Here is a 16,367-nt window from a genome sequence, read left to right as displayed (position 1 = left end):
TTATGCAGATAGAGATTGCAAAAATGGAGAGGATGTCTGAAAGAGGAAGTTCCTTATTGAGGCTGATTCAAAACAGCCATACTCCCCTTTTAGATTTGTTGATAAGAGAATCTGTACAAAACAGTTTAGATGCAGCAAAAGATCAAAATTCCCCAATAAAATATGATATTTCGGTAAAAACATTTCTTACCCAAAGTGTCACAAGGCATTTTAAAGGAATAGAACAAAATTTAATCCGGAAATTCCCAAGTATTAGTTATAAGAGTCTAGTGATAAGAGATTGGAATACGACCGGACTTACAGGTCCTTTGCATCAGGATTACATTAGTAATAATCAATATGGAAACTTGCTGAAACTTGTTTATGAGATAAGTATGCCCCAGGAAAAAAAGGAAGCAGGCGGTTCCTGGGGGCTTGGTAAAACGGTGTATTTTCGTGCAGGTATAGGATTGGTAGTATATTATTCAAGAATAAAACTTGATGAAGGAGGATATCAATCTAGATTGGCTGCATGTTTGGTAGAAGACGAATCAAAGGATGATGCGTTGCTGCCGGATGATCAAAACCACGGTCTGAAGCGTGGAATTGCATGGTGGGGTCAGCCGCATAATGATGAATCTACCAAGCCTGTCACAAATGAAAAACAAATTAATGAAATTTTACAGGCTTTTAATGTTAATCCATTTATAGAAGATGAAACTGGAACAGCAATAATTATACCTTTTATAAATGAATCAAAGTTAATTAGTACGAATGATGAGAACAAAAAGACGTGGTGGCATACTAATATTGAATTATATTTAAATATTGCATTACAAAGATGGTATGCTCCAAGAATTGATAATCAGTACTATAAGTACGGGAACTATTTGGAGCCGTCTGTTAATGGCGATCAAATTACTAAGGAGACTATGGAACCTGTATTTTCTATAATAAACACCCTTTATACTGTAGCATCATCAGACTTAATAAAGCCGGGTTCACGTTTGATAGATAAAAAGGATATAAATGTAAAAGAAGTTGAGATTCATCGGACCTTAAATGATAAATCAGCTGGAAAAGTTGCATTTGTAAAAGTAAACCGAGACCAGCTTAAAATGAATGTACCAGATAACAAAAAGTCTCCCTTCGAATATCTTGATCTTCAGTGCAGTGAGGATACTAATTCACCTATTGTGGCATATTTAAGGAAACCTGCAATGATAGTAAACTTTGAGACTGAAGGAAAATGGACCAATGGTATTGATAGAACTAATTCCGATGAGTTTATTATTGCTGTATTTGTCCCGAATTCTGAAAACTTGGTTACGTCTTTGAAAAATCCTATCAGTTTGGAAGAATACCTAAGAATGGGAGAGAAGGCTGACCATTCATCTTGGAATGATATTGTATTGGAAGACAGGAAATATACTATTGTACAAAGAATTCAAACAAGGGTTGCAAGTTCTATAAAAGAAGCTTATACCACGGAGGATGATAAAGCAAAGTTATCCAGAAGTGGAGCTCTAAGTAAATCATTGGCTTTATTGCTGCTTCCGCCTAAAGGATTTGGGAAATCGCCTAATCCGGGCACGAAAAAACCAGTTCATCCTGACGGAAACATTCCTAGGAGGAAAGGCGGGAAATTGCATATAGTTAGTACGGAGCTAGAAAATGACGGTTCAATTACAATTGATTTTGAAATTGTTATTCCTAAAGATTCAAATTCATTTGAGATAGAAATTCAGGTAGAATCTGAAGGTAATAAGAAAATATCCGGCAATGAATGGGAAGATGAGATTGGAACAAGATTCCCTATTGAAATAAAGGGAATTTTTATTAATGATTCTGCAGCAAATAATGGCAGCAAAATAATAATAGACCAGTTAAAAACTGAAAAATACGGTATTAATCATCATATAACATTTCAACTGAATGGATTTGAAGGGGAATTGTCAGGCAAAATAAAATTAAGTAACTATGATCCTATGGTTCAGGCATCCATTAGAGAGAACCTGCTTATGTTCAAGGAGGTTCATAAATGAGTATTGCAATTTCATTCTATAGTACACTTGATGAAAAACTTATTAATAAAATTGGATTTAGCACACAGCCTTTACAAGCATCATACCTTAATGAAGATAATGAAGAAATAGAAGTGTCTCTCGAGCAATTAGAAGGACAAGAGAAAACATATCAAATTATCGATCCAAAAGTACAATGGGATCCGGATGTGCATAATCTATCGATTTATCAGGAAGTTAATATTGAAAATCCAGGTTTTCTATTCGGTTATGGTGGGCTTGTATCTAATAATTCAAAGTTAGGACTTGCATTTAGATGGTATTCAAAGGATTCCGCACAAAGAAAGATATATCCGTTTGATACCATAAAATCAGAAGAGCTGCATATCAATACATGTCTGGATGTCGATATATTAAAAGGGACTCTGAGAGGAAGAGTAACATTTGAAATAATTCTATACCTTGTAAATGCTGGATCAGACATACATAATATTGTTCCTGGTACAGTGCTTGGTGTTTTAGATAGTATTGATTTATTATTTGATGGAGATTCATCAATGTTTCCAATTGTAGAGGTGAAAGAGCCTCATAAACCACTGTGGTGGGTAATTTGTGATTTTGATGATCCGATGTATGATAGGTTTGATGAAGATAATGTAGCCATAGTGTTAAATGCTGCACATAAGCAGTCAAGAAACTTAAAAATAGAAAAAGGGATCGGTTCTTCCCCATTATTATTAGAAATAATAGCAAGTGGTCTGCAAATTATACTGGAAAAGGTAAAGAGTATGGGCGATTGGGAGCAGATTTTGAATAATGAATCTGAACACGGCAGTATAGGAGAAGCAATCTACTATTTTATTAATACATTTAATTGGAATACTTCATCCCCTGAAAAATTGGCAAAGTCAATTCGAGAGGACTTTGATAAAAGATTTTTGCTTTAATTGAGGAGGGAGAATTATGTGGAAAACTCTATCAAAATCAGAAGCTAGGAAAGAATTTAATAATTGGGAACCTGATAAAATTCCAGAATCAAAATGTGATGGAAAGGAATTACAACTGCGAAACGAATTATTGGATGCTGATTTACTTGCTGTTAAATTTTTAGAGGAAAATGAACCGAGTAATAAAAAAGGTGAATATTTGTATGACTTGAGATATGGGATTGAAATATATGAACAACTGAAAAATAACTATCATTTTACTACCAGGCATGCTTCTAACGATGAAATATGGATCTACTTATCCATGAAAGTGGTACCTGACCTTGTCTTTAAAAGATGGGGATTAAGTGATACTCGTTTTTTCAGTCAGAGCAGGAGGATTTGGCTTAAAACAATGTGGTGGTATATCCACTTGTCCTGGGCTGGTAATAGTGAAGACACATATAAAATATTAAAAGGATTTACAACAGATGAAGTTGTACAGCTCGTTGAACGCTCAGGTCCGAGCGGATACAGGATTGATGTGACACGGGAAATTATGAAGCAATTCAGCAATTTAGAATTATATAGTGAAAACAGAAGCCTCTTTAGAAAGATAATGAAATTGAATACAGCAAGATTAAAGATAATTGAGCCGGCTTTAACTGAGGGCGGAGTAAAAAAATATGTTGAGGAGATTATAGGATATTTCAATGAGATTAACACAAGCAGCGGCAAAAACCAAACAGCAGTTTAATATTCCTGATGTAGTAGATTTATTCTCAGGATGCGGAGGATTATCTTACGGTTTTCATCTTGCTGGATTTGAAGTTGCTTCTGGATTAGAAATTGATGAACATGCATGCAATACGGCTTCTTACAATTTACATTGGAAACTAGGTCATGATAAAGAACATCTTTGTGAAGATATTAGAAATATTAATGCATCGGATCTCATTTCCGGAAATAAACGGCCTCTTATTACAATTGGCGGGCCTCCTTGTCAGGCTTATTCCAGAATTGGAAAATCAAAAATTAAATCATTAGGCGAGCATAGATTTGGGTTAAATGATCAAAGGGCATTTTTATATCAGGAATTTATTAGAGTTGGATTAGAATTGGAATCAGACGCTATTATAATGGAAAATGTTCCTGAAGCGGTTAACTTTTTTGGAAGAAATATTCCTCAAATGGTATGTAATATTTTGGAGAGGAATGGATATAATGCCATTTGGACCATATTAAATTCCGCAGATTTTGGTGTGCCGCAAACAAGGGAAAGAGTTTTTGTTATTGCTATAAAAAAAGAGATTGGTAAAATCTATTTTCTACCTGAACCAACGCACCAAAATCCTTTGGAAAAACTTAATGAGAAAATCCAGTCTAAGTATAATAAATTCAGCACTGTTGACAATTTCAGAATGCCAATAATTGCAGATAATACAACACCGAAATGGGTAACTTCACATGATGCCTTATCTGATTTGCCGGCCTTGTTTCCGAGTTCTGCTTCAAAATATAAACTTCATAAAATGAATACAAAAATGCCATATCAGACTCCGCCTTTAAATGCCTATCAGAAGAAGATGCGAAGTATTTATGAAAACAAGTATAGCAATTTGGTTGACGCCAATTGTTTTCGGAAAACGGGAAGAGACTTCCGTATTTTTGAGCGAATGAAACAAGGCGATGACTACAGAGATGCCTTTGAAATTGCTATAAAATTATTTGAAGATGCATGCAAATATTACAATGTAAGCAAAGCTGAAAAAGAGGCATATGCAAGGTTAAAGAAAGAATATGTTCCGCCTTATGATAATACTAAATTTCATTCCAAATGGAAGAAATTGCAGCCAGATAAACCCTCACATACATTAGTTGCTCATTTAGGGACAGATACTTACAGTCATATCCATCCTTATGAGCCAAGGGGTATATCGGTAAGAGAGGCTGCCAGACTGCAGTCGTTTCCAGATAGTTTTATTTTCAATGTTCCGATGGGCAGTGCATTTAAGCAGATCGGGAATGCCGTTCCCCCTTTATTGGCAATGGGTGTAGCAAAGGCGGTTTTGAAAAATATAAATTTATAGATGAGCGGGGTAACAATATGGAATTGTCTGAGCAGATAAGAGTAAAATTTGCGGCTTTATCAGATGGAAATGCCTCTTTGCTGGATGGTTTTTCACCGGATTGTGCCTCTTGGGTTATCAAATTAAATAATACATGCGCTGTAGGTATTGAAGTTGAACCTCAGATAAAAGTTAACGAATCATTTGCTAACGTTTATTTTTATACTGACCACTTTAAAATTAGAAGTAAAAGCAAGTATCTATTAGTTTTAGCGAGTTCTGATATAAAATTAAGAAATGAATTCGCAGGGATTTGTGCGATATTTTTAGAAACCGGAGCTGATGGGGCGAAAAGGAAAAGTTTATTAGAGAATCCTATAGCATGGTGGATAAATTGGAAAGAGCTGATAGGAAATAAAAGTGTTGAAAAGACTGTTCATGGGGTATTGGGTGAATTAATTGTCCTATATTATTTAAAACAATATCTTATAAAAGATATTAAGGCTGATAATTGGACAGGTCCAGCTGGGAAATCAATCGATATATGTACGAATCAAAAAAATTATGAGGTTAAGACTACGGTTATCAAATATAACAATATAGTTACGATTTCGGGACAATACCAACTCCATCCTGCAAATGAGATGTCATTGATGCTTGTTAAACTGGAAGATATAGGTGTAGATGCAAGCGGTGCTGACATAGTCAGTATAGATATATTAATTAATAAACTTGCTAAATCTGGGCTTGATATAGGGGAGTTGAGTTCCAATGTATCTAAACTTGGTTTTAAAGAAAACTCACTGTACAGGAAAAGAAAATTCCGTTTCTTGAATTTAACAGAATATCCTATAAATGAGGATTTTCCGTTTATTGATCTTGAGAAATTGGATAATATTAATAACAAAGAGCGCATCTTACAAATAACATATAAAATCGATTTAACGGGTCTGGAATCCTATGAAATTGATTTCAAGATTGATTAACTGTTGTTTTTATGTTTGAACCTTCTTATTATTGAAGATAAGAAGGTTTTTATTTTACAAAAATTCATTGGAAAACTTAACGGAGAAGTTTAGAAAAGAGTGATTTTAAAATGGATAATTTAACAAAAGAGCAAAGAAGAAAAAATATGCGTGCAATAAAATCCAGGTCCATTTTGGAAGATCGCGTAACAAAAAAACTATGGAAAAAAGGACTCCGATTTAGAAAAAATGATAAAACTTTAATGGGAAAACCTGATATTTCAATTAAAAAGTACAAAGTTGTTATATTTATTGATTCTTGCTTTTGGCATGTTTGTCCTGAGCATATAAACCTTCCTGAAACTAACCAAGAATATTGGATTAAGAAATTAAATGGAAATCAAGAACGAGATCTTGAAGTTGCAAATTATTATAAATTAAAACAATGGCATATAAAGAGAGTCTGGGAGCACGATTTAAAAAATAATTTTGATAATACAATCGATGAAATATATGATTTTATAATCGAAGCAAAAGATAAATGCAAAAAAAATATAAAGTAGAACCTTTTTGGTTTAAATAGAAATTTACAAATCAAAATCGTTATACCTCTAACATTATGTTGGGGGGTTTTTGTTTTTGATATAATAAATATAAATGATTGTTAAGACTTGGAGGAATCATCTGCCATCCAAATAGGACGAGGATTAAGATAAAATTAATGGAGGTGAATTATGAGCTATAAACTTCAAATAGGTGAAATGAAGGCTAACTATTTGACTGATAAGGAGATTTGGGGCCATTTTAATTTTATATTTTCAACAAAGTCAAAAAATTCTACTACATATAAATTTGTTCTTATCAAATCATTAATTGAAAATCTCTATAATGTAAATGAAAATCTAGAATTAAGTTACGATAACCTTTTTAGTAGTTTTTCTAAAATTTACTGGAACCTGGTAATTCATCATAATCTTAATCAAATAAATAAGATTGGTAATAGGGCGGAAGTGCAAACTATCCTATTAGATGCCCAGTTAAAATACTCTATCCCAAATACTTTCGTGTTTGATAAGTTATCTGATGGGCTGCAAACAAAGATAATTAATAAGGTGAAAAAGAAATGTAAGATTAATGTAATGGGCGCAATTTATGGAGATACAAACGGTACTATCTATGATTTTGATAACAAAAAGGAATTTATCCGATTTAATCCATCCTTTTATTCCTTTTTTCAACGTTTTCAACGAGTAGTCAAATATATTACAAATTATCATTTAGCATTATTTTTGGAGAAATATAATGAAGATGCTGATACTTCAAAACTATTGTTAAAGGTTGAAAATGTATCGAAACGTTCATCACTTGATCCGTATTATCAAGTACTCTCATCATTTTATGATGGTAAATGTTTTTATTGCGGAAAAAGAATTAATAAAAAAGAACAATCTCATGTTGATCACTTTATTCCATGGAGCTTTGTTCAATCCGATCAGCTTTGGAATTTAGTAATTGCCTGTTCATCTTGTAATTTAACAAAAAATGATAAACTAGCGACTGTAAGTTTTCTCAATGAATTAATAGACCGCAATCAACAGCTTCTTATATTAGATGAAATAAAAAACCGAAATGATATGAGAGTTTATTCTGGACAAAAATTACAGCAACTATATGAATACTCTATTGATAATGGGTATACAGATATTTGGACACCAAAGCGGAAATTTGGTAATCAGTAATTACATAACTATTATATTAGGTGGACTTCTTTCAGAAGAACCTGGAAAACTAAAATAATTGAGGTAGTTATAATGTCATGTGTGTTTTGTAAAATAAATAATATTGTCTTGGAAAACGATCTTGCAATGACATTTTATGACAAATATCCTGTAAACGAAGGCCACCTGCTTATCATCCCGAAACGTCATGTTGTCCAGTATTTTGATTTAACAGAGCGGGAGAGAAAAGCAATTGATCAATTGTTATTTGAAGGAAAAAGTCTACTGGATGAACAATATCAACCGGATGGCTATAATATCGGTGTCAATTGCGGAGAAGAGGCTGGTCAAACGATATTTCATGTTCATGTGCATTTGATTCCTAGATTTAAAGGTGATATGGATGACCCACGAGGCGGTGTGCGTGGGGTTATTCCAGAGAAACGAATTTATTAATTAATCACCTGTCCGAAATCTAAAGATAGTATTTGCACATATTTCTATACAGCATCATCTAAAAAGTCTGGTACTAGGTAAGGAGAGAACTGCTAATATTAAACAAATGAAGGGACCCCATGTATAAAATCCAAAAACCAAAGCAATCAAAATCGAACCTGTTAAGAAAAACTATAGAATGAAAAGGAATTGAACTATCAATAAACTGGACACTGCTAGACAAGTGAAAAAAGAAAGAGAGTGCGAAAATAGTGAGATTAAGTAATCTAAGTTTGGAACAGCTAGAGGAATATGAACAGGAATTACATGAAATGGAAGAACCGAATGATGGATATTACTCTATATTGATTAATATTTATAAAGAAATGTATAAGAGACTAATTTCTTTGGCTAGGAAAGACTCTGACCAGTACGGTTACTCCTTAAACTACACCAAAAAGCTGCTAGTTTCCTACCTAATTACATATGGCACTTATTTAAAGATGACTAATATTAAGGACGATGAACTTGCAATAAAATCATTAAAAGAAGCAGTAAAACTAGAACATAATAATCCAATAGCTCATTATCGCTTGGGATTTTTATCTTATAAAAAAGAAGACTTCAGCAACTCTGTTCAGTATTTCCAATCGGCAATAGATTTTCATCATACATATAATAATCCGGATTACCAATTAAATAAGCAGCAAATGTTTCATGCCCATATGTATTTAACGAACAGTGCTTTGCATGTAGCAAGCCGTACCTATCAGGAGTTGGAGCGATTAGAATGGGGGAAATCTGAATTCCTGCCTAATTATGAAATATCCCCAATATTTAAGATGTTATCCAAGAATGATGAATATTTGCAAGAGAATGCTTTCTATAAAGTGACAAGAAATAATGTCAGTACCTGTTCAAAAGAGGAATGTGAAGAATTAATAGAAAATAATCCCCGCGACACGATTGTTTTTTATTTTAGTGACAGAGAAAATATGCTGAGATTTAATAATAACCATGTAACTTTATCCCCAAATTCATCCGATATCTTAAGACAGTTGCTTATAAATTGTACCATAGACTGCCCCGGCACAAGATTTACTTTTCGAGATTATTTCAGCAGGTTTGGCCCAGATGGAGAAGTTATTAAATCCACTTTTAGAAAATCGATTGAGAGGTTAAGGGACAAACTAAAGGACGTAGGATTAGCTGATATGGTAATAGTAACAAGGTATAAAGATGAGACAGCCTATTACTTTGACGCAAATATTCCATTTATTATTCTATATCGAGTTGATGATATTGTTGGTCAAGAGATAACACCGCTGTGACATACATGTCGTCACCCTTTTGCGATAATCAGGATGTAATCAAGAGAGGGAGATGATAGTATGAAAAACTGGAATCAATTATTCATTCGTCAAGGATTTATCGTAAAGGAAATCGACATCAATTGTTTTGACTGTAAAAAAGAAACAGAAGAGAATCTAACCTTTTTAAAGGAAAGCTTGGAAAAACTGGAAGTTTCATTTTCTATAACAAACGGTATTTTAACCATTCACTCCGATTCTGTAAAGGAACTGGAATGGCTGAATGTCGTTGATTATAAGGGAAGAGGGTTAGGAGGAAATTTATGGTTCCGGTCTGAAAATGAAGAACCAAAAATTCGCGAGCTGGACACCTACATTAGCGGAATCATTCGCCAGTTAAACCGTTTAGGCCTATTTACTGAAGGAAGCTGTGATGGGCATGGTCAAAGATTTGCATCTGTCCATTTTAAAAGAGGGCTGGCCATGGAAAAGGTAGAAAAGTTATTTCATATCCTAGCAGGTAAAAAAGTAAGAATTCATAATCAACGTGCTGTTTTTACTTTCGACCGAGCCGAGTTGCTAGATGTTGCCGAAAACATGCAGGTGATTAAGAAAGAATGGTTAGATGAAAATGTAGATTATATCAAAAAGCAACTATTTTTTTATCAGCTTGAACAGCTGTTATCGATTGATGGAGTAAGCGGAAATGAAGAGTCAGTAAGGCAATATGTTTTCGAAAACTTATCTCCATTTGTTGACCATATAACCGTTGATCAAAGCGGCAATATTTTAGCGTTAAAAAAATACAGAAACGGAAATGGACCAACGATTCTCTTAAACGCTCATTTAGATACAGTTGAGCCATTTGAAATAGGGAGAACCATTATAAAAAATGATAATATTTGGTCAAGCAGCAAAGGAATTTTAGGTGCAGATGACCGGGCCGGAGTGGCTGTTTTATTGGAAGCAGCGAAAAGTTTATTTCACAGTACATTTAATGGAACGGTAAAATATATCTTTACAGTCAAAGAGGAAATAGGACTTGTTGGTGCAAGTGAGGTAAACGATTATTTTCTTTGGGATGTTGATACAGCAATCGTAGCGGATCGCCGTGGGAAAGGAGATATTGTGACGTCTTGCGCAGGATTTATTCCATTTTGCGACGAAGCATATGGTCAATGGATTGAAAATGTTTCAAAAGAAAAGGGACTATCCCAATGGAAATGTACCTCAGGTGGTCTTAGTGACACAAGAATTTGGGCAGAACATGGAATCCAAAGCGTCAATCTTTCCGTAGGCTATAATCATGAACACACGGAAGAAGAATATTTGGATATCAATGCTTGTTATCAAACGGTTCAATTACTTCATGCCTACTTCGAAAAATCTCTTGAACTCTGCCGATTTTTAAAAGTAATGAATAGAGAAAGAGTTTCATAATAAGTTCGATGTGCCTGATATTATGAAACAAAATAGCCGATTCCTTTCTGGATTGGTTGATTTATGACAGTAGCCGTATTAGACGAATATAGAGTTAAAGGTGATAGTGGGGTTTTAAATTTTGATAAAACATTTGAAACGCTAAAACAGGCTAAGAGAGTATTAAACAGGGTAATTGAAGTTGAAAATTAGAAATTTGCGAAAAAATCAAATGAAAATCATTGAGTTAAGTAAGTGCTGGATGCTTCTTCAATAGGCGGTATTCAGCATTTTTTTAATGTTTTTCCAGAAATTTAATAAGCTTTAAAGATACTGTAAAAAGGTCCTTTTTCATGGTGAAATAGAACTATAAAGGGATTTGGTGAATTTTAAATCCCTGTTTTTGGCTCCAAATGCTTTTGTTATCTTTTGCGTTCGTAGATTTTATAAAACCATTCAATCATACTTGAGGTGCTAATATGAACACGAAATTTCCGAATAAGAATGTCGAGCTAGACTTAGCTGTACACCATCTTCATTTGGCTGTGAAACAGTTGGAAAAAGCCAGTAAGTATATTCATCATCACAATTCCAATGTGAAGTTAAATAATATTCATAAAATGATTACCAATCTATTAACTCAAATAGAAAGTGATGAGTTGAAGTATTATCGAAAAGTAAGAAAAGGAAATAAACAAACGAAAATAATGCTTGAAGAAGAGCGGTTTAGAACAAATGATAATCCTAATGCGGCCGGGACGAATAAGAGGGGCTTATTATACAGGACTTGGTGATATGGGGTTCAGAAGGTAAGGCACTTTGGAATACATAGATTCATTTATTTAGGGGAAAAGAATAATTAGTTAATAATATGGAAATAATTTTTTCTTCAATTAATACTTCCCAAGTGAAATTGAGACTTTCCTTTTAAATGCCCGCCAATTATACTAAAACTGTATAATAATGGATAAGGGATTTAAATATATAGAAGAATATGATGTGCGATTCAAATACGGTTTTTAATAAGTTTTCAGGCTAATTTATGATTGTTTATTTTACGAACTGAAATGCTTAATTGTTTTAGGAAGGATACAAAAATTATATGTTTTGAGGAGGAAGTGAAATGGCAGAAGCAAGAGACTACTATCAAGTAAAAATAACGATAAAAGATATCGAACCAGACATATGGCGGAGATTGCTGGTTCCGAGTGGGATCACATTTCATAAGTTTCATAAGATTATTCAAGCCGCTTTTGACTGGCAGGATTATCATCTCTATTTATTTGAATTGCCTGATTTTCTAATAAAGATTCCTGATTTGGATTATCCTTTGCATGAGGTTGAAAAGAATCCAAAAAGTATTAAAGTTGACACGGTATTTAAAGAGTATCAAAACATGTTGTATGAATATGACTTTGGTGATTCCTGGTACCATGAAATTATCATTGAAGATATAGTTACACGTGCTGAAGAAATACATATTCCAATATGTTTAGGTGGAGAGCGGCATCGCCCACCGGAGGATGCAGGGGGAACTGGCGGATATGAACATTTTCTGTCTATTATAGGAGATCCACAAAATCCTGAATATGATGAAATGCTTGGGTGGGCTGAAAAAGATACGGGTGGAAGAAAATTTGAACCTGAATATTTTTATAAACCAGAAATCAATAGAAGATTAGCTAAAATTAAGTGTTGATATCTGGAACAAGGGAATACTGCCTGGCACTGTTCGCTTAACAACGTGAAATTCATGATGTATATATTAGTACCAGGTGTTATCGCAACCATAGGATAGCACCTTGCCCTGATTAATTACTTCTTCATCTCTACTATAAATAACTAAAATCCTCAGACAAAGTTAACAATAATATTAATATTTGAAAAATGAAACCATTGAGGAAGAGCAAATGAATATAAATAATTTTAAAAATCATGTGGATGAAGTCATTTTAGATAGAGGACATGACTATTATATTGATGGAAAAATAGTAGATTCTTATGAGCAAGGAAACAATGAATATGTTTTTAGTATTGAAGGAAGAGAATACTATGAAGTTATAGTGAAAATCGATGAAAATGGGGAGATTTTATCTTCCTTTTGTGACTGTCCGTATGATTTTGGACTGATATGCAAGCATGAAGTTGCCGCTTATTATGAACTATTTGACATGTTGAAACATGCGTCTCAGGACAACAAGAGTAAACAAGAGATACAAAGGCAACCAACATTACATGAAGTGCTAGAAAAACGGTCTAAAGAAGAATTAATTTCTATTATTGAAGATATTGCAACTAATGATCCAATATTTAAAAATACCATTACCTTTAAATATGCACAGGGGGATCCTGCAAAAGAACTAGAAATGTGCAGAAGGCTAATTGATTCGATTGTAAGAAAACATACAGGCAGAAAAAGGTTTATTCCATACGGGAAAACAGATGATTTTATCGATGACATGGGAGAGGTATTAGAGAAGGCTAGAATTTCCAGCGATCCATTATTATCCGTAGATATTGCATTTTTAGTATTAGAAGAGGCGCTTGAGGCTTATCAATATACAGATGACTCGGATGGAGACATAGAGTTTTTAATAAACGAAACGATCAATCTGATAGAAGAAATGGTAATGGAAAGTAATGATTCAGATCTCAGTCAAAGGGAGCAACTATTTAATAAATTGTTGGAACAGAGCGATAGTGAGATTTTTGACGAATGGGAAGAACTTCGCATTGATTTATTAAGGATCTGCGTTGAATTCGCGGATATTGTAGCATTCAGAAATACATTAAGAAAGAAAATAGAAACTGAAATTGAAATTAGTCAATATTCCGGTAATAAGTACAGCCATGAAGGCATGCTCCACCTTTTATATGAGATGATAGATATGTATGGCACAAAGGAAGAAGCGGAGCAGTTCTTAAACGATCATTTGATGCTTTCGTCCTTTAGAGAACGATTGATTAATAGGTATATCAGCGATAAAAAATACGATACAGTGATTGAATTGGCATTAGAAGGCGAAAAGCAAGATCAACCATCAGCAGGCCTAGTATCAAAATGGAAAAAAATAAGATTCAAAGCATATAAAGAACTCTCACTTATAGATGAGCAAAAGAAGTTGGCAAAGGAGCTTTTGCTTCAAGGCGATTTTGAGTATTATCAAGAATTAAAGGCATTCGTGACAGGGGACAGGGGAGAATTTTATCAGCGTCTGAAACGAGAATTGAAAAATGGTAACAGCTGGCAGGCAAGCAGTGTATATTTGAGGCTGATAGAAGGGGAAAATGATCTAGATGAAATCTTAGTGTATGTAAGGGAAAATCCAATCAGTATAGAAAAATATGCAGAACGGCTAGTTTCTCATTTTAGGGATGAAGTAGTTGAAATATATAGTGCTTATATCAAATCTGCGGCAAACGCATCATCAAGCAGAAAAGATTATCAACGTGTATGTAATATGCTGCAGAGATATAAAAAAATAGCTGGTCCGAAAAATCAAGAAGACATGATCATAGAGTTGAGTGAATTATATTATAGAAGACCTGCGTTTAGAGATGAATTGAGTAAGCTTAAATAGCGGGAAGGGCAGTGAGTATATATTTTATTCAGGATTCTGAGTCTGTAAAATTGGTGAAGTTAAGCGGGGGATAAGAAAAACCCACTGATGGAAGTCTCTTTTATAAAAGTTTAGAACAATTATTGAACAAAAGAGTAGCAATAGATGAAAGAACATTATTGTCTTTTAAAATTTTCTTGAAATCAAGTCTTCTGTTAAACGGGGCATATCTTCATTAAACATATACGCATTTCCACATATGGAGTTAATGGAGTTTTAAATAGATTCAGACAATTTTTATAACATGATATAATGTGATTAAGATTAATGAAGAATGTGAGGGATGCGTTATGTTATATGATGTTCTTCAGGAAAAGCGTGATTTAATTTTGAAGGTAGCAGCTGATCATGGTATTAAAAATGTACGGATTTTTGGTTCTGTTGCAAGCCATTAAGATGGACCTGAAAGTGATCTTGATTTACTTGTAGAGTTTGAGAAAGGCCGAAGTTTGTTGGATTTGATTCGCTTTAAACAAGAGATTGAAGACATACTTGATATTAAAGTCGATGTCGTAACAGAAAATGCGCTTCATTGGAGTTTGAAAGAAGACGTGTTAAACGGAGCCATTCAATTATGAAGAATGACAAGATCTATTTACTTCATATTTTGGAGTGTATTGAAAATATTGAATCATACATACCAAATGGCGAAAGTGATTTTTTTAGTTCTAAATTAATTCAAGATGCAGTTATTCGTAATTTAGAAATTGTTGGAGAAGCAACAAAACGGGTATCAAAAGACTTTCGAAAACAACATCCCTATTTCTCGATTATAAAGATCAACAAATAAACATATGTAATGCCACCTTTTTTCGACTCTTACGTTTGTTAGGTCGCTGACCACTACTGCAAGCTGCTCCTGCTGATTAAATTCTCTGTTCAGTTCATTCTTCACATCAGATTCATTTGATTTATTAACATGGGGCTTAAATTGGGCAATTGTATATTTTGATACCAAGCCATTTTCTTTCATGATTCTTCCTATACGCCTTCTGGATACAGTCTTTTCAATTCCTTTTTAATTTTCCTTGTTCCGTAGTTTTGGCGACTCTTATGAAAGATATCAATAACGGCAGCTATCAGATGGTCTTCTGATTTTTTCTGTTCTTCCGCTTCGTAATAGTACGTGCTTCTAGAGATTTGTAGGACGTTGCATATTCTGATATTGAGTAGTTGTGGCTGTTATGCCTAATCACATTACTTTCGTCCTATTATCAGCGCGGCTTGCTTTAAAATATCATTTTCCATCAGTAGCCTTTGATTTTCTTTACGAAGTTTAATAAGTTCATTTTCCTCGGGTGTTCGATTATCTTTTTCCTTAAATGAGCCAGATGCTTGGCTTTTTTTAACCCATTTATCCAGTGCGGATGGGGTTAGGTCATATTCACTAATAATGTCCATTCTAGGCTTGCCATTTTCATATAACTTGACCATTTGAGCTTTAAATTCAAGGGTATAGGTTCTTCGTTCTCTTTTCATTAGTTGTCACTCTCCTTAACTGGATAAGATTATGTAGACTACCAGAACAGTGGGTTAATACCGAAACTTGACACGGAGACCTCTGCGGGCAAGAGTTCCCTGCCAAGAAGCCAGATGTTGCAAACCTCGGCATCGCCATCCAAGGCTATCATGCCCGCCACTCCGTATAAAGTTTCTAGGGTAGATTACTTATTATTACTAGGCAGTATTCCCATATTTTGGCATTAGTCTACTTGCACCCTAATTTTTTTGTCCAGTTAAGTATAGCCGATTCAATTAACCCTTTCGAAAGGTGCAGAAGATTGGGTTGAAGGAAGTATTAAATATAATGATTATTTCACTGTTAGGGCAACACTGTTTCGTATTTGAGCAACACCTATTCGGAAAACAGCATCACTAGATGGTTTTGTCAGGATTCGCACA

Annotated in this window: 15 protein-coding genes and 2 pseudogenes; 16 read left to right on the top strand and 1 reads right to left on the bottom strand. The window is 34.0% G+C overall.

Annotated features, from left to right (window positions below):
• The first annotated feature begins 2 nt into the window (after positions 1-2).
• From HNR53_RS21835 to HNR53_RS23735, 16 genes and pseudogenes are all read left to right on the top strand, one after another.
• The gene (locus tag HNR53_RS21835; protein WP_184530084.1) at positions 3-2,024 is read left to right on the top strand and encodes a hypothetical protein; all 2,022 of its coding nucleotides are present in this window, start codon (positions 3-5) and stop codon (positions 2,022-2,024) included.
• The gene (locus HNR53_RS21830; protein WP_184530081.1) at positions 2,021-2,950 is read left to right on the top strand and encodes a hypothetical protein; all 930 of its coding nucleotides are present in this window, start codon (positions 2,021-2,023) and stop codon (positions 2,948-2,950) included. The genes HNR53_RS21835 and HNR53_RS21830 overlap by 4 nt, the downstream gene beginning before the upstream one ends.
• Before the next feature lie 16 nt (positions 2,951-2,966).
• Entirely contained in the window at positions 2,967-3,686 is a 720-nt protein-coding gene (locus tag HNR53_RS21825) for a DUF6339 family protein (RefSeq protein ID WP_184530079.1), read from the top strand.
• A complete protein-coding gene (locus HNR53_RS21820) occupies positions 3,643-5,019 on the top strand; it encodes a DNA cytosine methyltransferase (RefSeq protein WP_184530077.1) in 1,377 nt (458 codons plus the stop codon). The genes HNR53_RS21825 and HNR53_RS21820 overlap by 44 nt, the downstream gene beginning before the upstream one ends.
• A gap of 17 nt (positions 5,020-5,036) precedes the next feature.
• Positions 5,037-5,984: a PD-(D/E)XK motif protein gene (locus HNR53_RS21815; RefSeq protein WP_184530075.1), complete on the top strand. Its 948-nt coding sequence runs from the start codon at positions 5,037-5,039 to the stop codon at positions 5,982-5,984.
• A 110-nt stretch (positions 5,985-6,094) separates the two neighbouring features.
• Positions 6,095-6,526, top strand: coding sequence for a very short patch repair endonuclease (locus tag HNR53_RS21810; RefSeq protein WP_184530073.1), 432 nt, complete (start codon positions 6,095-6,097; stop codon positions 6,524-6,526).
• Positions 6,527-6,697: 171 nt separating this feature from the next.
• Complete coding sequence (locus tag HNR53_RS21805; protein ID WP_184530071.1) at positions 6,698-7,702, top strand: HNH endonuclease; 1,005 nt, start codon at positions 6,698-6,700, stop codon at positions 7,700-7,702.
• Between the two features lie 72 nt (positions 7,703-7,774).
• The gene (locus HNR53_RS21800; protein ID WP_184530069.1) at positions 7,775-8,137 is read left to right on the top strand and encodes an HIT family protein; all 363 of its coding nucleotides are present in this window, start codon (positions 7,775-7,777) and stop codon (positions 8,135-8,137) included.
• Between the two features lie 251 nt (positions 8,138-8,388).
• On the top strand, positions 8,389-9,447 hold the full coding sequence (locus HNR53_RS21795; protein ID WP_184530067.1) for a tetratricopeptide repeat protein: 1,059 nt from the start codon (positions 8,389-8,391) through the stop codon (positions 9,445-9,447).
• 60 nt (positions 9,448-9,507) lie between these two features.
• On the top strand, positions 9,508-10,866 hold the full coding sequence (locus tag HNR53_RS21790) for a M20/M25/M40 family metallo-hydrolase (protein ID WP_184530065.1): 1,359 nt from the start codon (positions 9,508-9,510) through the stop codon (positions 10,864-10,866).
• A 63-nt stretch (positions 10,867-10,929) separates the two neighbouring features.
• A complete protein-coding gene (locus tag HNR53_RS23550; protein ID WP_281391889.1) occupies positions 10,930-11,058 on the top strand; it encodes a hypothetical protein in 129 nt (42 codons plus the stop codon).
• 266 nt (positions 11,059-11,324) lie between these two features.
• Entirely contained in the window at positions 11,325-11,639 is a 315-nt protein-coding gene (locus tag HNR53_RS21785; protein ID WP_184530063.1) for a hypothetical protein, read from the top strand.
• A gap of 329 nt (positions 11,640-11,968) precedes the next feature.
• The gene (locus tag HNR53_RS21780; RefSeq protein ID WP_184530061.1) at positions 11,969-12,544 is read left to right on the top strand and encodes a plasmid pRiA4b ORF-3 family protein; all 576 of its coding nucleotides are present in this window, start codon (positions 11,969-11,971) and stop codon (positions 12,542-12,544) included.
• A gap of 211 nt (positions 12,545-12,755) precedes the next feature.
• The gene (locus HNR53_RS21775; protein ID WP_184530059.1) at positions 12,756-14,426 is read left to right on the top strand and encodes an SWIM zinc finger family protein; all 1,671 of its coding nucleotides are present in this window, start codon (positions 12,756-12,758) and stop codon (positions 14,424-14,426) included.
• Positions 14,427-14,875: 449 nt separating this feature from the next.
• A pseudogene (locus HNR53_RS23110) lies at positions 14,876-15,043 on the top strand (nucleotidyltransferase family protein); the annotation flags it as partial.
• The gene (locus tag HNR53_RS23735; RefSeq protein ID WP_184530058.1) at positions 15,040-15,255 is read left to right on the top strand and encodes a HepT-like ribonuclease domain-containing protein; all 216 of its coding nucleotides are present in this window, start codon (positions 15,040-15,042) and stop codon (positions 15,253-15,255) included. The pseudogene HNR53_RS23110 and the gene HNR53_RS23735, both read left to right, overlap by 4 nt.
• On the opposite strand, the pseudogene HNR53_RS23355 reads toward HNR53_RS23735, so the two are convergent.
• Positions 15,226-15,944: pseudogene (locus tag HNR53_RS23355) on the bottom strand (IS3 family transposase); the annotation flags it as partial. The gene HNR53_RS23735 and the pseudogene HNR53_RS23355 sit on opposite strands and share 30 nt — an antisense overlap.
• Positions 15,945-16,367: the final 423 nt, after the last annotated feature.

It is taken from the genome of Bacillus benzoevorans, assembly GCF_014207535.1.
GTDB classification, from domain to species: Bacteria; Bacillota; Bacilli; order Bacillales; family Cytobacillaceae; genus Bacillus_BD; species Bacillus_BD benzoevorans.
The sequence above is the reverse complement of the archived record's forward strand: the minus strand, read 5'-3'. Positions and strand labels throughout refer to the sequence as shown.